Source organism: Cutibacterium avidum ATCC 25577 (assembly GCF_000227295.1).
In the GTDB taxonomy this organism is placed as follows: Bacteria; Actinomycetota; Actinomycetes; order Propionibacteriales; family Propionibacteriaceae; genus Cutibacterium; species Cutibacterium avidum.
Map to the genome: position 1 here is coordinate 1,567,039 of NZ_JH165054.1, position 15,643 is coordinate 1,582,681.

The 15,643-nt window shown below is 63.6% G+C and carries 16 protein-coding genes; 10 read left to right on the forward strand and 6 right to left on the reverse strand.

The window, feature by feature from the left end; translation table 11 throughout:
• Positions 1–95 precede the first annotated feature (95 nt).
• A complete protein-coding gene (rlmB, locus tag HMPREF9153_RS06895) occupies positions 96–1,058 on the reverse strand; it encodes a 23S rRNA (guanosine(2251)-2'-O)-methyltransferase RlmB (protein WP_004810631.1) in 963 nt (320 codons plus the stop codon).
• A 13-nt stretch (positions 1,059–1,071) separates the two neighbouring features.
• A complete protein-coding gene (gene cysS, locus HMPREF9153_RS06900) occupies positions 1,072–2,502 on the reverse strand; it encodes a cysteine--tRNA ligase (RefSeq protein ID WP_004810632.1) in 1,431 nt (476 codons plus the stop codon).
• Between the two features lie 47 nt (positions 2,503–2,549).
• Here cysS and HMPREF9153_RS06905 point away from each other — a divergent pair, with 47 nt between their 5' ends.
• Positions 2,550–2,798 carry a hypothetical protein gene (locus tag HMPREF9153_RS06905; protein ID WP_004810633.1) on the forward strand — a complete coding sequence of 83 codons (249 nt, stop codon included), beginning with the start codon at positions 2,550–2,552 and terminating at the stop codon, positions 2,796–2,798.
• A 10-nt stretch (positions 2,799–2,808) separates the two neighbouring features.
• Here HMPREF9153_RS06905 and HMPREF9153_RS06910 read toward each other — a convergent pair whose 3' ends face one another.
• Together HMPREF9153_RS06910 and HMPREF9153_RS06915 are read right to left on the reverse strand one after the other, a co-directional pair.
• On the reverse strand, positions 2,809–4,206 hold the full coding sequence (locus HMPREF9153_RS06910; protein ID WP_004810635.1) for a DUF4032 domain-containing protein: 1,398 nt from the start codon (positions 4,204–4,206) through the stop codon (positions 2,809–2,811).
• 76 nt (positions 4,207–4,282) lie between these two features.
• Positions 4,283–5,452: a trans-sulfuration enzyme family protein gene (locus HMPREF9153_RS06915; RefSeq protein WP_004810638.1), complete on the reverse strand. Its 1,170-nt coding sequence runs from the start codon at positions 5,450–5,452 to the stop codon at positions 4,283–4,285.
• Positions 5,453–5,600: 148 nt separating this feature from the next.
• Between HMPREF9153_RS06915 and HMPREF9153_RS06920 the strand changes: the two genes are divergently transcribed.
• Genes HMPREF9153_RS06920 through HMPREF9153_RS06955 form a run of 8 tightly spaced genes read left to right on the forward strand, consistent with a single transcriptional unit; the run spans position 5,601 to position 9,495 of the window.
• Positions 5,601–6,116, forward strand: coding sequence for an Asp23/Gls24 family envelope stress response protein (locus tag HMPREF9153_RS06920; protein ID WP_004810639.1), 516 nt, complete (start codon positions 5,601–5,603; stop codon positions 6,114–6,116).
• An 11-nt stretch (positions 6,117–6,127) separates the two neighbouring features.
• Positions 6,128–6,313 carry a DUF2273 domain-containing protein gene (locus tag HMPREF9153_RS06925; protein ID WP_004810640.1) on the forward strand — a complete coding sequence of 62 codons (186 nt, stop codon included), beginning with the start codon at positions 6,128–6,130 and terminating at the stop codon, positions 6,311–6,313.
• A complete protein-coding gene (locus HMPREF9153_RS06930; RefSeq protein WP_004810642.1) occupies positions 6,313–6,726 on the forward strand; it encodes an Asp23/Gls24 family envelope stress response protein in 414 nt (137 codons plus the stop codon). The genes HMPREF9153_RS06925 and HMPREF9153_RS06930 overlap by 1 nt, the downstream gene beginning before the upstream one ends.
• Before the next feature lies 1 nt (position 6,727).
• Positions 6,728–7,282, forward strand: coding sequence for a DUF6286 domain-containing protein (locus HMPREF9153_RS06935; RefSeq protein ID WP_004810644.1), 555 nt, complete (start codon positions 6,728–6,730; stop codon positions 7,280–7,282).
• Positions 7,279–7,995, forward strand: coding sequence for an alkaline shock response membrane anchor protein AmaP (gene amaP / locus HMPREF9153_RS06940; RefSeq protein WP_004810646.1), 717 nt, complete (start codon positions 7,279–7,281; stop codon positions 7,993–7,995). Before HMPREF9153_RS06935 ends, amaP begins: the two co-directional genes overlap by 4 nt.
• A 60-nt stretch (positions 7,996–8,055) precedes the next feature.
• Complete coding sequence (locus tag HMPREF9153_RS06945) at positions 8,056–8,631, forward strand: RNA polymerase sigma factor (protein WP_004810649.1); 576 nt, start codon at positions 8,056–8,058, stop codon at positions 8,629–8,631.
• Complete coding sequence (locus HMPREF9153_RS06950; RefSeq protein ID WP_004810651.1) at positions 8,622–9,146, forward strand: Asp23/Gls24 family envelope stress response protein; 525 nt, start codon at positions 8,622–8,624, stop codon at positions 9,144–9,146. The genes HMPREF9153_RS06945 and HMPREF9153_RS06950 overlap by 10 nt, the downstream gene beginning before the upstream one ends.
• A complete protein-coding gene (locus HMPREF9153_RS06955) occupies positions 9,139–9,495 on the forward strand; it encodes a hypothetical protein (RefSeq protein ID WP_004810653.1) in 357 nt (118 codons plus the stop codon). Before HMPREF9153_RS06950 ends, HMPREF9153_RS06955 begins: the two co-directional genes overlap by 8 nt.
• 94 nt (positions 9,496–9,589) lie before the next feature.
• Here the strand turns inward: HMPREF9153_RS06955 and HMPREF9153_RS06960 are convergent, their stop codons facing one another.
• Positions 9,590–10,690 (reverse strand): ABC transporter ATP-binding protein, encoded by a 1,101-nt coding sequence (locus HMPREF9153_RS06960; protein ID WP_004810655.1) that lies wholly within the window; start codon positions 10,688–10,690, stop codon positions 9,590–9,592.
• Between the two features lie 945 nt (positions 10,691–11,635).
• Positions 11,636–13,066 carry an L-serine ammonia-lyase gene (locus HMPREF9153_RS06965; protein WP_004810661.1) on the reverse strand — a complete coding sequence of 477 codons (1,431 nt, stop codon included), beginning with the start codon at positions 13,064–13,066 and terminating at the stop codon, positions 11,636–11,638.
• A 256-nt stretch (positions 13,067–13,322) separates the two neighbouring features.
• Here HMPREF9153_RS06965 and HMPREF9153_RS06970 point away from each other — a divergent pair, with 256 nt between their 5' ends.
• Positions 13,323–15,626: an ROK family protein gene (locus HMPREF9153_RS06970; protein ID WP_050796918.1), complete on the forward strand. Its 2,304-nt coding sequence runs from the start codon at positions 13,323–13,325 to the stop codon at positions 15,624–15,626.
• The last annotated feature ends 17 nt before the right edge of the window (positions 15,627–15,643 follow it).

Consider the following 15,643-nt stretch of genomic DNA (forward strand, 5'->3'; position numbering starts at 1 on the left):
TCTCCGACGTTGGGGGTTTGTCAGTTAACTATCCCTGAAGCACCGATGGTCTCGAGGACTTGCCACGGTTTCCCGTGGAATGGCGTCTGACTCCTTCAGCTTTCAGACGCACTCCCGCGCACCCTTGACGCCTCGTACAGCGCGATCGATGCTGCCACCGAGGCGTTGAGGGACTCGACGTCACTACTGATCGGGATCGACGCCAGCACGTCACAGGACTGCCGGGTGAGACGGGCCAAGCCCTCGCCCTCGGAACCGACGACGAGCACCAGTGGACCATCCAGACCGGGAGCGGCAGCGATGTCGGAGTCGGCCTCGCCAGCCAGCCCGACGATCATCCAGCCGGCCTCGGCGAACTTGCCGAGGGCCTGGTTGAGGTTCGACGCCATCGCCACCGGGATGCGTGCGGCAGCCCCGGCGGAGGTCTTCCACGCCGCAGCGGTCATCGAGGCCGAGCGGCGAGACGGGATGAGCACGCCCTGGGCGCCGAAAGCGGCAGCCGAGCGGATGATCGCTCCCAGGTTGCGTGGATCGGTGATCTTGTCCAGCGCTACGACGAGACCGCCGCGATAGGCCTGGGCGCCGGCATCGATGATGTCGTCGACCGTGGCGTACTCGTACTCGGGAAGGCGCAGGGCCACACCCTGGTGATTGGACCCACCCGTCATGCGGTCGAGCTCACCACGAGTGGCCTGCATCAACACGATGCCGTGGTCAGCGGCGAAGGAGAGGATCTCTCGCAGCCGGGAGTCGTGCTCGGCTCCTTCCGCGACGTAGGCGGTGCGCACCGGAAGACCGGCGTGCAGGGCCTCCAGCACCGGATTACGACCGATCACCCACTCCGGGCCGGCGCCCTTGGCCTGCTTCTCGGCTGGCTTGCGGTTGCCGCCGCGAGCCAGCTTCTCCTGCTTGGCCTTGTACGCCTTGTGGTAAGTGCGATCCTCGGCCTTGGGGGTGGGGCCGCGGCCCTTGAGGCCCCTGCGACCTCGGCCACCGGACCCGGAAGCGGAACTCTTGCCCTTGTGTCCTGCGCCGCGGCGCCTGGAATTTCCTGCCATGTCGGTCTCCTCGTCAGCTCAGCGACCAGTGGGCGCCGGTGGGGGTGTCCTCGATCGTCAGTCCGAGGTTGGTCAAGGTGTCACGAATCGCGTCGGCAGTCGCCCAGTCCTTGCGGGAACGGGCCTCGGCACGCTGATCAAGCATGGCTTGGACCAAGCCGTCGACGACTGGTTCGAGACGGGCCTCGTTTCCGGCGGTATCCGCCCATTCCGGGGCCTGCGGATCGAGCCCGAAGACCGCGAGCATGGCACGTACCCGAGCCATGTGCTCGCGGGTGGCGTCGACATCGCGAGCCGAGACGGACTTGTTGCCCTCGGTGATCTCGCTGAAGAGGGCCGCAACCGCTTGCGGGGTTCCCAGGTCATCGTCCATCGCTGTGACGAAGGCCTCCGGCAGATCCTTCGACGGCGCGGCCTCCTCGCCGACGAGGTCGCGGGCGCGATCCAGGAAGGAATCAATGCGCTCGATGGCCTTGGTGGCCTCGTCGAGGGATCCCTTGGTGTCCTCGTCGGACGGGCTGAACTCGATCATGGAGCGGTAGTGGGGGGCGAGCAGGAAGTACCTGACGGCTCGTGGGCTGTAGGTCTTGGTGACCTCGGTCACCTGGGCGGTATTGCCCAGGGACTTGCTCATCTTCTCCCCGGACATCGTCACCCAGGCGTTGTGCATCCAGTAATGGGCAAACGCACGTCCGGCCGCCGCCGACTGCGCCAACTCGTTCTCGTGGTGGGGGAATCGCAGGTCGATGCCGCCGCCATGGATGTCGAAGGCATCACCCAGGTACTTCCCGGACATGGCCGAGCACTCCAGGTGCCAACCGGGGCGACCACGTCCCCAGGGGGAGGCCCAGGATGCCGTCTCCGGTTCATCATCCTTGTGCCCCTTCCACAGCGCGAAGTCGCGTGGGTCACGCTTGCCACGCGGGTCGGAGTCCTCGGCCGGGGCCATCTCGTCGACGCGCATCCCGGACAGCTCCCCGTACCGCGGCCAGGACCGGACGTCGAAGTAGACGTCACCGGAGCCGTCCGGGGCGGGGTAGGCGTGGCCCTTCTCGATGAGGTTTCTGATGAGCTCGATCATCTCCGGGATGTGGCCGGTGGCGCGCGGCTCGTAGGACGGCGGACGACATCCCAGAGCCTTGTAGGCCGCGTGCAGCTCGTTCTCGTAGTGGTAGGCGTGGGCCCACCAGGGCACGCCGGCAGCAGCGGACTTGGCGAGGATCTTGTCGTCAATATCGGTGACGTTGGCGACGACTGTCACCTGGTAGCCAGAACACTCCAGCCAGCGCCGCAGGACGTCGAAGACGACCTCCTTGCGGATGTGGCCCAGGTGCGGACTGGACTGCACCGTCATGCCACAGTGGTAGATCGACACCTGACCCTCGTGCAGGGGTTCGAAGGTCTCGATGCCATGGGTAGCGGTGTTGTAGAGCTTGAACGTCACGCCTCAAGGCTACCGGGGGACCCCGACATATCGCCTACCATGGCCGCATGGCCGAGATTCGCAAGCACAAGCCGTCGTCCAGCCCCATCTCCCGGGCCCTGGAGGCCGCGATGGGTGAATCCATCAAGCCGGTCGTCCCCGGATCGCGTCCTGACAAGGACGCTGAAGAGCCCAGGACCCGGCCTGAAGCCGGCCCTTCGGTGGCAGCAGCTCCCACGCAGTGGGGATCGTTCAGCAGCGGATCTTCCAAGGGTGGGTCGTTCACGGTGCCGATACCGCCGAAGTCCTCGGAGTGACGAGGTTTTCCTAGCCCTTCCCGCGGGCGCGCAAGGCGTCGATGTCGAGACGAGAGGCCGATTCCACGTCTACGGATTCGGCATTGGCCTCCCACGGGTCGTAGGGGGCGTCATCCTCCTCGTCCTCGACATATCCCAGGGACGGGTCGTACACATTGATCAGCTCGTGACCGCTGCGTGGTTGCGATCCGTCGACGGAGACAACCGATTCCGCACTTATGGCCTCGTCAGGAAGCTGGGCCAGGATGTCGCGAACATATCCCTGGGCCGCCTCGATGTGCGGGACCTCGCGCTGCTGGCGCTGGGACTCGTACCAGCGGTAGTCGAGCACCTCGTGGTAGAACTGCGCGAGCTCGCGCTTGCGGGACAGTTCCGGGGGAATCTGCTGGACGACGGGCTCGAAGCGCTCGGTGAGCCAGCGATGGGCAGCCACCGCCTCGTCAACTCCCTGCAGGCCATTGCGGGCCCGGAAGGTGTCGAGGTCGTTGAGGAGACGTCGCGCCTGGAACTCCTCGGTGTCCAGACCAGTCAGACGCAGCAGACGGCGCTGGTGGTGCCCGGCGTCGACGACCTTGGGCTGGATGCGCAGCCGCTGACCGTCCGACGAGGTCTGGATGTCCAGCTCGGCGACGTCGAAACCCAGGGCATTGAGACGACGCACCCGCGACTCCACCTGGGAGTAGTCACCGCCGGCGTACTCCTCGGCAGCGGTGAGCTCGTTCCACAGCTCGTGGTACCGGTCCTCGATCGTCGTCACCAGGCCCAGCGGATCGAGGGCGGCGTCGAGCATGTCACCCTCCTCCAGGTCGAGGAACTCGCCGTAAAGGTTGGTGCGGGCGATCTGCAGATCGTGTTCCCGCTGTCCGGTGGTGAGGCGGTCATGGAGCTCGCCGGTCTCGGCGTCGACCAGATAGGCCGCGAAGGCCTCGGCGTCGCGTCGGAACAGTACGTTCGACAGCGAGATGTCTCCCCAGAGGAATCCCACCAGGTGCAGCCGTACCAACAGGACGACGAGGGCGTCGAGCAGCCGCATGACGGTCCCCTGACGCACACCGGAATGGAACAGGGACCGGTACGGCAGTGAGAACCGCAGGTGGCGGGTGAGGATGATCGGTTCGAGTGGTTCCCCATCGGTGGAGTAACGGTCGGTGATGACTCCGATGGGCTCGACGGACGGGGTGTCCAGACGCATGAGGTCGTGCAGCAGCCGGTACTCGTGGATCGCCAGGTGCTCGACGACCTCCTTTGCGGCATAGACGTCGTCGCCAACGGTGATGAATCGCACCACGTGGCGGGAGATGCCTCGGGGTAGCGCGACCAGGAGCTCCTGCGGCCACTGTGCCAGCGGTGTGCTCCACGGCAACGGAAGCAGGCGGGAGTCGGGCTTCGCGCTGAGGAAACGGGTCACGGGGGACAGTCTGCCACCCCAATGACCTGTTCATGGGCGTGGGTCCTAGTCAGCAGGTCATTGAGTACTCGAGGACTCAGACGGCAGCGGCTCGGTCGAGAGCTTCGTTCAGGCAGGTGGCGAGGTCATCGACGGGGTCGATTCCTGGACTCATCCGGATCATGGAGTCATTGACCCCAGCGGCGTCCCGGGCCTCCTGGCTCATGGCCGCATGGGTCATCGTCGCAGGATGGCAGACCAGGGATTCCACACCTCCCAGGGACTCGGCGAGGATGAATCCTTCCACTCCGGTCATGAATGCCTCGACAGCGGGTAGTCCGCCGGCCAGCTCAAAGCTGAGCAGGGATCCGAAGTCCTTCTGCTGACGGGCGGCCAGGTCGTGACCGGGGTGATCGGGCAGCCCAGGCCAGTGCACCGCCGCGACGGCAGCGTGGGAGGAAAGGATTTCGACCATCCGGGCAGCGTTGGTGCAGTGGGCCTTCATCCTCACCCTGAGGGTGCGGAGGCCACGCAGCGTCAGCCAGGAATCCAGCGGAGATGCCGTCACCCCCAGCATGTTGGCGTGGAAGGCCATCAGGTCGACGTCCTCCGGGACAGCGGCGACGACGGAGCCGCCGATGACATCGGAGTGGCCGTTGAGGAACTTGGTGTCGGAAGCGATGACGAGGTCTGCCCCGAGATTCAGCGGCTGCTGCAGGATTGGCGAGCAGAAGGTGTTGTCGACGGCCACGACAGTGCGCTCGCCCTCCGAGGAATGAGCCAGCTCAGCCGCGGCAGCGATGTCGGTGATGCGCAGCAGTGGGTTGGACGGGGTCTCCACCAGGAGTAGGTCGGTGGGGGATTCCAGGGCGGTGCGCAGGGCGTCAAGGTCGGTCTCGTCGACCCAGTCGACCGTCAGACGTCCGGCAGTGGCCCAGGTGTCGAGGATGCGCCAGGTACCGCCGTAACAATCGTGCGGCGCGATGACGTGGCCGCCAACCGGCACGAAGGCCTGCAGCACCACCATGATGGCCGACATTCCCGACGAGGTGACGACCGCCCCCGTGCCAGCCTCGAGGGTCGTGAGGGCGTCGGCAAGCAGGGCTCGGGTGGGGTTGCCTCCACGGCCGTAGTCGAAGGTTGGGCGCTCCCCGAAGGTGTCGTAGAAGTAGTTCGAGGAGAGGAAGGCGGGAGGGGTGACGCTGGAGTGGGCGTGATCCGAACACAGTCCGGTCGTCAATCCCTGCATGGTGGTGGACGTCGGCATGGTCCCTCCTGTCATCGGGTGGTTTCGAGGGTAGCCGAGGACGCACAGGATATTTTTTCGCCCAATTCTCGGATTCGGCGTGACGATTCGGCTCGCCGAACATCTGAACATGTGAAAGTCGCTACAGATCGAATGGAGATGAGCCGACATGGCTGACAACAAGACTGCTTCCGTCAAGACTGACGAGACCAAGACCGAGAATCTGCCGGACACCACCAAGGAGGCCGTGGCCCCGTCGCCGCTACACACCGACCACGGCTCGACCCTTATTGCCGAGCAGGTCGTCCAGAAGATCGCCGGTATTGCGTGCCGTGAGGTTCCTGGCGTTCACGCCATGGGCTCCACCGGACGTCGCATGCTGAGCTCCATCACTGACCGCATCCCGGGCTCCACCACCAACGTCTCCAATGGCGTTCAGGTTGAGAAGGGTGAGCGTCAGTGCGCCATCGATCTCTCCGTCGTCATCGATTACGGCTACTCGGTCGTCGAGGTCGCCAACAAGCTCCGCGAGACCATCATTGACGCTGTCGAGTACGGCACCGGCCTCGAGGTCGTCGAGGTCAACGTCCAGGTCACCGATGTGTACATCCAGGGCGACGATGAGGACGACGAGGACCAGCAGACCCAGGTTGTCCCTCAGCATAAGAACACCGAGCTCTCCTGAAAGGTCGCAGTATGAATGCATCGCGCATCGGAGCACTCGTCGGTCTGTTGCTGGGCGTCATCGCGGTCTGCGTTGGCGTGTGGCAGGCCATCGTCGTGCTGGTACTGGGCCTGCTCGGCCTGATCGTGGGGCGGATCATTGACGGTCAGCTCGACGTGCACGACATCTTCGGCAAGCCAAGTCAGCGGAACCGTTGATGTCTGTCGGCACCACCCGCGTACGTTCGGTGCCCTCGCTGGCGGTCCACAACCGTGAGAAGGCCAGCCGTGGAACCTTGACGGTGTCCACGGCGGTTGTCGAGAAGGTGGCTGCCCGCGTGGCGGCCCAGAGCGAGGGTTTTGGGGCTCCCACCTCGTCGTTGTTCGGATCGGGGTCGCGTGCCGACTTCGACCGAGGCCCGAAGGTGAGTGCGGTTCTCACCGGTCGTACTGCTGATCTCGAGGTGGAGGTTGCCATCAGCTATCCCGCCCCCATCCAGGCTCAGTGCGACGACCTGAGAGCCCGTTTGACCGAACAGGTTCCGAAACTGTCCGGGGTTGAGATCGGCACGATCGACATTCTGGTGAGCCGAGTTGTCAACAAGGCATCGACGACGAAGGAGCTGAACTGAGATGAGTCATCAATACATGTCTCCGCCACTCGTTCGTCGTCCCTCCCGGACGACCCCGGTGGTGATCCTCGGTGTCCTGCTGGTGGCAGCCGGAGTGGTGGCCATCATCGCTGCCGTTCACCGTCTCCAGCACGGATCCTTGCCACAGTGGTTGGGCTGGGGCCGTGGTCACATGACCACCGCCTCATGGCTCAACGACACCGCGCTGACGGTTGCCATCGTCATTGGCGTCATCGCCCTGTTGCTGGTGATCTGGGCTTTCAAGCCGGGACGCACTTCTGGTGTCTTCCTCAAGCCGGCTGAAGGTGCCCCGGGCGACCGCGAGATCGTCATGGACAACTCCGACCTGGCGGGCTGGCTTTCTCGTTGGCTTGACGAGGAGGACGGTGTCGCATCTTCGTCGGTGAGGCGTCGCGGCAATGCGCTCAAGATCGACGTCGAGACCGACGTCAATGATCCTGAGGTGATGCGGGAACAGCTCACCAGGAGGATTGCTGATCGCGTCGACTCGCTTGGCCTGGAACAGTCCCCGAACGTGAAAGTGAGGTTGCGATGAGGGGCCGCGCAAACAGAACACGACTTGCCGTCGTCGGGATCATCTTGTTGCTGGTGGTCGCGTGGTTCATGCTGGTGCGGTTCGACGTCGCCTCGTCGTGGGGATGGTGGCAACCTGTACCCGACGCGCCCATTGCCGACGTGCCGAAGGCATGGCGCACGGATTACGCCTCCTGGGCCCTGCTCATCGTGGGCGTCCTGGCTGCCGTGATTGGGCTGATCTGGCTGCTTCGGCAGTTCTCGTCGAGTAATCGCGCTCACAGCTACAGCATCAGCCACGAGACGAACCATGGATCCACGGTTCTGTCCACCGATGCTCTGGGACGAGCCATCGAGGAGCAGATCGAGGAATTCCCCGGGGTCAGCAGTGCCAATGTCAGGTTCTTCGGAGCCCGTGTTGCTCCCGAGATGATGGTTCAGATCGACCTTGACGACCGCGCTGACGTGCGAAAGCTCGTCAATTGGCTGGAGTCCGAGGTGGCTCGCGACGTCGAGACCGCTCTGGATGCCAAGCTGATCCGTTTCGGAACGAAGTTGCGGACGGGGGCACACGTCACCGGAACGGGTGTGAGTCACGTCGGCGTGACCGAAGTGTCCAATGTCGACGAGTCCGGAGACAACCTCCCCGCCAATCCGATGCCCAAGCCCACCTTCCTCAACGAGAAGTCCGAACGGGCCAAGCCGCGGACACGTGACGGAAAGGTGCTCGCCTGAGCTGCGCGCTAGCGGTCGAGGACTCAGTAGTTGTCCTCGACCGCTGCTAGCGTCGAATCCATGGTCAGCGGAGTCGAAGGTGACGGCGGCGACGAGATCGTTTTTGCGGACATAAGTGCTGCTCAGGGCGGGGATGCTGCGGCATACGCTCGCGTTGTTGAGTCATGGGGCGGACCGCTCCTGAGGTTCTGTCACAACCACCTGCCGGCCACGATTGACGCGGAGGACGTCGTCCAGGACGTTCTGCTGACTGCCTGGCAGAAGCTGCCCGATCTCGACGATAGGTCTCGGTTCAGGGCGTGGATGTACACCATTGCTCGGAATCGTTGCCGGGAAGTCATCCGGACCGCCGGGCGACGCGCAACCGACCCGGTGGCACCGGAAGAAGTTCCGGTGAGGATCGACACCCTTCAGGACCCAGCAAGGGCACACACCAGGGATGCCGCGATGAAGGCGTTGAGGAAGAGTGTTGACCGGCTGCCGGACAACCAGAGGCGTATCTGGGCCATGGCTCAGATCGACGGTCTCGGATACGCCGAGATTGCTGAGATTGAAGAATTACCAGTGTCCACCGTTCGTGGCCGTTTGGCCCGGGCGAGGGCCACCATTGCGGAGGAGATGGAACCATGGAGGTGAATCTCGCGTGTGGCGCGGACATGAACCACGTCTGGGACAACGCGACACAACCTCCCACCGAGCACGAGGCCGAGTGCCCAGCCTGCCAGGCGGTGCGCACCGTGGCCGTTCGTGCCGGTCAACTGCGTGACGACACGGTTGCCGAGGACGCCAAGACCAAGGTCGTCGTCGATCCACCGAAGTTGTCGTCGGTGTGGAGGTCCTACAGCGCTGATCTCTCGCCGCGTCATTGCATCGTCAGTGACGACGGTGGCGACATTGAGGTCAGGGAGACCGTGCTGACCACCATCGTGCGCGAGACCCTGGCTGAATGCGAAGATGGCAGGTTGAGCCGAGTCCGTTTCTCGGTGCCCCATGCCCCGTTGAGACTGCGCATTGACCTGTCGGTTGCCCAAGGTGTTCGGATCCCGGAATGCGCCGACCGGGTGCGTCAGCAGGTGGCGTCGGAAATGTATCTCCAGCTGGGCGGACGCCCGGAAGCCATTGACATCATTGTGGAGGACATCCATGTCTGAGCCCGAAAACGACGTTGTCGTCTCCGGAACTGTCCTGACGGGCGACGAAACCAGTGATGATCTGGAAGGGGTCATCGTCACCACTGTTCTCAACACCCCCGGCGTGACTCGACTCGTCCGGCCGTGGTGGCGTCGGGTCGGCAAGTCTGACGAACGCTCCGCGGTGCGGATCAGTGAAGAGGATGGACGTACCGACGTGGACATGGAGGTCACCGTCGATCTGACGGTGCCCATCGTGCGGCTCACCCAGGACCTTCGTCGCCGGATTGCCATGGCCATTACCCAGTCCGGACGCGTCCCGGGGAAGGTGGATGTCGTCGTCTCCAAAGTCGAGCGCATGGAGGAGTGACGTCGAGCTGGAACCGCGCAGGAACTGGATCCACAGAAAACGACGAGGCCCCCGGAAGAACCGGGGGCCTCATAGCGTTCGTGGGAACCGAGGATCAGGAAATGCGCTCGGTGGTCTCCTGACTGAAGACGTGGACGGCGGCTGGGTCGACACCCAGGCGCACCTGCTCGCCGCGCTGCGGAGGACGACGCGACGAGATACGAGCGACGACCTGGTGGGCCTCTCCGTCCTCGATCGAGGCCTCCTTGCCGGAGCCGACGAGGGATCCGTAGAGGTAGGCGTCAGCGCCGAGCTCCTCGACGACGGCAACGTCGAGTCCGACGCCCTCGCTGGCGAGGGTGAAGGCCTCTGGACGGATGCCGAGGGTGAGCTTGGTCTCGTTCGGGGCCTTGGCCAGGACCTCGCGGGAAACCGGAACGACGTAGTCACCGAGCTTGACGCCACCATCGACGACATCGCCCTCCATGAGGTTCATGGCGGGGGAGCCGATGAAGCCGGCGACGAAGAGGTTCTTCGGGGTGTCGTAGAGGGCCAGCGGGGAGTCGACCTGCTGCAGGATGCCGTCCTTCATGACGGCAACGCGGTCGCCCATCGTCATGGCTTCGACCTGGTCGTGGGTCACGTAGACGGTGGTGACACCGAGGCGCTGCTGCAGGGCAGCGATCTGGGTACGGGTCTGGACACGGAGCTTGGCGTCGAGGTTCGACAGCGGCTCGTCCATGAGGAAGACCTGAGGGTTACGAACGATGGCGCGACCCATGGCGACACGCTGACGCTGGCCACCGGAGAGAGCCTTCGGCTTGCGGTTGAGGAAGTCCTCGAGACCGAGGAGCTTGGCAGCCTCGAGAACGCGCTGCTGACGCTCAGCCTTCGGCACGTTCTGCATCTTGAGGGCGAAGCCCATGTTGTCGGCCACGGTCATGTGGGGGTACAGGGCGTAGTTCTGGAAGACCATGGCGATGTCACGGTCCTTCGGGGGCAGATCGGTGACGTCGCGGTCTCCGATCCAGATGGAACCGGCGTTGACCTCTTCGAGGCCGGCCAGCATTCGCAGGGAGGTGGACTTACCACAGCCAGACGGTCCGACGAGGACCATGAACTCACCATCGCCGATCTCCAGGTTGAGCTTGCTGACGGCTGCGCGATCGGTGCCCGGGTAAACCCGAGTCGCCTCCTTGTACTGCACGGTTGCCATAACCGTTAATCCTTTCCACGGGCAGGTACGTGCCCGACGATCCGTTGTGGAAAACCGACGACCAAGGGTGCCGCCGGGATCCCCGCGAGTATTGCGAGGATCTGGAGTCGATCATAAGGGACATTGCCCGCGATGGTGGCAAGAGGCTGGCTGAAAGGAGTGTTTTGCCTTGTCGGCTGGTGCACCTTGTGGCTGAGCCGTGAGCCGCCCTTCGTGTGGGTGCGGCCCACGGGTCGGTGGGCGTCATCGCACCGGCCTACAAGCTGGGGTTCAGGGCTGCTCCCACAGCGGACCCCTGCACTTGAGCCCTGCAATGATCGTGGCGTCGTACCACCAGCACATCACTGCCAAGAGGATGACTTCGACAATCAAGATGATCATTATTTTCTTTGACATTTCACAGCCTCACTGGAGCCGTTGTCCAAGCATGAGCCAATTCCATTGGCTTGGCCCCAGAGGGACAATACAAACAATACCATGACGACCGTTCCCAGAACCCATGCGAGAATGGTCCAGTTCTTTTCATTCTTCATCCGAGCACCAACTTGGCTTTATCAATGGTTATGGTTCTGTTGGTTGTATCAACGACATAGGGAAAGCCATTTTTCATGGCGTCAATTAATTGAGTGCTCGCGGGCTGTGTCATCTCACTCGGGGGCGGGGATGCGTTGGTCTTTGGTGCTAGTGCAGCACTGATAATCAACACCCCCGCTACGGCCGCAATGTGTCGTCTTTCGCCTGCTGGGCATCGTGTCCTTCCTCTCCAACAGGGCGCGACATCAGGTTGAGTCGGAAGATCGTCCTTGCTCAATCTGGTCGCTGGGTGATGCCATCACGCTACTGCGGGCCCCAGCTATTGATACGGTGCATCGCGTTTTCTTAGGAGGTTTTCATTTCTCTTGGACAATTTTAGGGATGCACGCCAAGAATCGATGTGCGCAGTCGTCAGCACTCGACGATGTTCACCGCGAGGCCACCTCGCGCCGTCTCCTTGTATTTCACCTTCATGTCGCGCCCGGTCTCCATCATGGTTTTCATGACCTGATCCAAGCTGACGATCTGGGAGCCGTCCCCTGCCATGGCCAGACGGGCAGCCGTCACGGCCTTAATGGCACCCAGGGCATTGCGCTCGATACACGGAATCTGAACCAGACCACCGACGGGATCACAGGTGAGACCAAGGTGGTGCTCGAGACCGATCTCGGCCGCGTTGCAGACCTGGGCAGGTGTCCCGCCCATGACCTGGGCCAGACCGGCTGCGGCCATCGAACATGCCACGCCGACCTCGCCCTGGCAGCCGACCTCAGCCCCAGAGATGGACGCTGACTGCTGGTAGATCTCGCCGACGGCGCCGGCGGCCAGCAGGAAGTCGACGATGAGGTCGTCGTCGCCGGTGCTGACTCCGGGAGTACCCGAGTCGATGTCGGAGCCAGGGGAGAGGAACTTCACCGCGAAGTGCAGGCAGGACGGGACGATGCCGGCCGCACCGTTGGTGGGGGCGGTGACGATACGTCCACCTGCTGCGTTCTCCTCATTGACCGCCAGGGCCCACACCGTCAGCCAGTCGACCGATCCGAAGGGTTCTGGCTTGCCTGGGGTGATGCGCTCCCGGGTAGCGAGATCGCGGTGCATCTTCATGGCACGGCGACGCACGTGCAGTCCACCTGGGAGAACGCCGGAGCGGGAACAACCACGCTCGACGCACGCGTGCATGACGGCCCAGATGTCCAGGAGTTCGCCGCGCACGTGTTCCTCGTCGCGGACGGTCATCTCATTGGCCATGGTGACCTCGGGGATGCTCATCCGGTAATCAGAGCACTGTTCCAGCAGTTCCTTGCCGGTCTTGAAGGGGTAGGGGACCGGAGCCGAGTCGCGGACGATGGCGGGGTGCTCGTCCTCACCGTGTTCGACGACGAAGCCACCGCCGATGGAGTAGAAGGTGCGCTCGGCGACGACCTCCTGGCCCGACCAGGCCGTGAACGTCATGCCGTTGGGGTGGAAGGGCAAGGAACGGTTGCGATGCAGGATGAGGTCTGTCGTGACGTCGAAGGAAATCTCCCGACCACCATGGACGGCATCGAGGGTGATGCGTCCGCTGTTGGCGATGGTGGCGGCTCGAGCTGGGGTCTGGTCGGTGTCGACGGTGGCGGGATCCTCTCCCTCCAGGCCCAACAGGACGGCGGCTTCGGAGCCATGTCCGTGTCCGGTCGCCCCCAGTGAGCCGAAGAGTTCGGCGCGCACCCGGGTGACGTCGGGCCACGCCGGTGATTGAGCCAGATCAGTCACGAAGATCTGTGCGGCTCGCATGGGGCCGACGGTATGGGAACTGGATGGGCCGATGCCTACCTTGAAGATGTCGAAAACACTGACTGCCACGGCATCGATTTTGCCAAAGATCGAGGCGCAATGTCAGTGAAGCGCAATGACGGCGTGACACTGGGTTGTCCGCCGCTGAAGGGGGCCACCGCAAGACATCGTGATGACGAGTTCCGACAAACCCCTTGACCAACTCGCCGCGGTGGTCCATTCTCTTTCCAACAAGTATTGAAACCGTGTTTTGAAATATGCCTTTACAAGGATCGTGAGGGCATGGACCCGCGGTGACCTCGGTCGCGGAGAAGGAGTGGTGACGGTGGCGGAGCATGATCGACGCAGTGAGAGAGCCGACGACATCCTGCTCGAACTGCGTGCCGGAGAGGCCATGAGCGCGGCCGATCTCGTCGAGAGCACCGGGTTGTCACGTCCGACCGTCATCTCAATCCTCAATGACCTCGAGTCGTCCGGATGGGTGGTCCGTGGCACCTCCGATGGTGGCGGTCTGGGGCGCCCTGCCTCGGTGTGGTCGTTGGGTGAGGACGTCGGAATCGTCATCGGGACCGACATCCTCGTCGACTCGATGCTCCTGGTGGCGGCCACTTTCGGCGGGACGATCCTCGACGCCCGTAGTTCTCGGCTCGACCAGCACCGACCCGAAGCCCGTCTCGACACCGTCGTGAGCGCGATCGAATCATTGCGAGATGCGTGCGGGGACAAGGGGCCGTTGCTGCACCTGGCGGTCTCGACAACGGGCGTCATCGACGGCGATGGTCGCATCGTGCGAAGCGACCTCGTGCCGCAGTGGACCGGGTTGGACTTGGGCCGAACGCTCTCCCGGCGCCTTGACGTCCCTGCCACCGTCGACAACGACATCAACATGGCTGCTTATGGCGAGTTCTGCCAGCGTCGTCAGCACGGCCGCCTCGACACCGATGCCGACATGCTCCTGGTACGGATGACCCGCGGACTGCACACCGGGCTGATCCTCGACGGACAACTGCATCGCGGACGCACCTGGAACGCCGGTGAGATCAGCGACGTGCTCGATCTTCGCCTGGACGGCGACGAGATGCCCGACGACGACTGGATCGATCGAGCAGCCCTGACGACCGGTTCGGTCGCAGCCGTCATCGACCCGGACGTCATCGTCATGTCTGGACCCACGAATGCGTCGGTCACGGTGATTCGCCGCATCATCGCTCGGCTCATGGCTCGGCGTCCTCTCGACTCGGAGGCGATGACCGCCGAGGTCGAGGAATTGGGCCAGGCTGCATCGGTCGTCGGGGCCCTCAACACCGCACTGGAACTGGTGACGAGGAAGGCCCTCGGTACCGGACACCCGCATCCCGTGGCCCTGCGTGGCATGGCCAAGGTCGTTTCCGAAGTCGAGAAAGGACAGCACAGCGTCATGACGACAACCCATCGAGAAGGACACACTGGCGATCGCATGAGGGTAGGCGTCGTCGGCGTCGGCGCGCGCTCGCGCCTGGCCCTCAACGCCGAGCTGGAGGGCAACGACGGCCTCGTGACCGCTGTCTGCGAGCCCCATCACCTGGCCCGCGAGCGGGTGGCCGACCGGCTCGGGAAGGACCCCGACTCCATCACGATCACCTCTGAGGTTGCCGGGCTCATCGCATCGGGAATCGACGTCGCCTTCGTCACCTCCCCTGACGACACCCACGCCGAGGTCACCTGTCAGCTGTTGGAGGCTGGGATCCCGGTGTACCTGGAGAAGCCACTGGCCATCAAGATGGATTCGGCGACGAAGGTTCTCACCACCGCCTACGAGACCGGGACGAGGCTCTACGTCGGTCACAATATGCGCCACATGAACGTCGTGCGGTCGATGCGCGACCTCATCCGCTCTGGCCGGATCGGCGAGGTCAAGGCCATCTGGTGTCGTCACTTCGTCGGGTCGGGCGGTGACTTCTACTTCAAGGACTGGCATGCCACTCGCGAGCATGGCACGGGTCTGCTGCTGCAGAAGGCTGCCCACGACATCGACGTCATGCACTGGTTCGCCGATTCCCACACCACTGACGTCGTTGGGATGGGCGGGCTCACCCTCTACGACCGGATCACTGATCGTCGCGACAATTCTGACCAGCTTATGGGCGACTGGTACTCCCTCGACAACTGGCCTCCGCTGACCCAGAAGGGACTCAACCCGGTCATCGACGTCGAGGACATCTCGATGATGCTCATGCGGATGGAGTCCGGCGTCTTCGCGTCCTACCAGCAGTGCCACTACACCCCGGACTACTGGCGCAACTACACCGTTATCGGCACGGAGGGGCGCATCGAGAACTTCGGTGACGGTGAGGGAGGTGTCATTCGACTGTGGAACAAGCGAACCCACTACAACGCCGACGGTGATGAGACCGTCCCGATCATCGGGGACGCCAATGGACACGGTGACGCCGACGTGTTGACCGTCACCGAGTTCCTCAACTTCGTGAGGAACGGAACCCGTACGGATACCTCGCCGTTGGGCGCCTGGTATGCGGTCGCAGCGGGGATCGAGGCCACTGAGTCGTTGCGTCAAGGGTCGACGCCGCGCCAGGTGCCGACGCTGGACGAGGAGATCGTCCAATACTTCAACAACAACCAGGTCAAGTGATCACAACGAGACAGAGA

Bases quoted from the DNA above. Each gene is read 5' to 3' on its own strand.
- amaP (WP_004810646.1), top strand. From the start codon at position 7,279: ATGAGGGGCCGCGCAAACAGAACACGACTTGCCGTCGTCGGGATCATC.
- HMPREF9153_RS06935 (WP_004810644.1), top strand. From the start codon at position 6,728: ATGAGTCATCAATACATGTCTCCGCCACTCGTTCGTCGTCCCTCCCGG.
- HMPREF9153_RS06930 (WP_004810642.1), top strand. From the start codon at position 6,313: ATGTCTGTCGGCACCACCCGCGTACGTTCGGTGCCCTCGCTGGCGGTC.
- HMPREF9153_RS06920 (WP_004810639.1), top strand. From the start codon at position 5,601: ATGGCTGACAACAAGACTGCTTCCGTCAAGACTGACGAGACCAAGACC.
- HMPREF9153_RS06960 (WP_004810655.1), bottom strand. From the start codon at position 10,690: ATGGCAACCGTGCAGTACAAGGAGGCGACTCGGGTTTACCCGGGCACC.
- HMPREF9153_RS06950 (WP_004810651.1), top strand. From the start codon at position 8,622: ATGGAGGTGAATCTCGCGTGTGGCGCGGACATGAACCACGTCTGGGAC.
- HMPREF9153_RS06915 (WP_004810638.1), bottom strand. From the start codon at position 5,452: ATGCCGACGTCCACCACCATGCAGGGATTGACGACCGGACTGTGTTCG.
- rlmB (WP_004810631.1), bottom strand. From the start codon at position 1,058: ATGGCAGGAAATTCCAGGCGCCGCGGCGCAGGACACAAGGGCAAGAGT.
- HMPREF9153_RS06945 (WP_004810649.1), top strand. From the start codon at position 8,056: ATGGTCAGCGGAGTCGAAGGTGACGGCGGCGACGAGATCGTTTTTGCG.
- HMPREF9153_RS06925 (WP_004810640.1), top strand. From the start codon at position 6,128: ATGAATGCATCGCGCATCGGAGCACTCGTCGGTCTGTTGCTGGGCGTC.
- HMPREF9153_RS06905 (WP_004810633.1), top strand. From the start codon at position 2,550: ATGGCCGAGATTCGCAAGCACAAGCCGTCGTCCAGCCCCATCTCCCGG.
- HMPREF9153_RS06955 (WP_004810653.1), top strand. From the start codon at position 9,139: ATGTCTGAGCCCGAAAACGACGTTGTCGTCTCCGGAACTGTCCTGACG.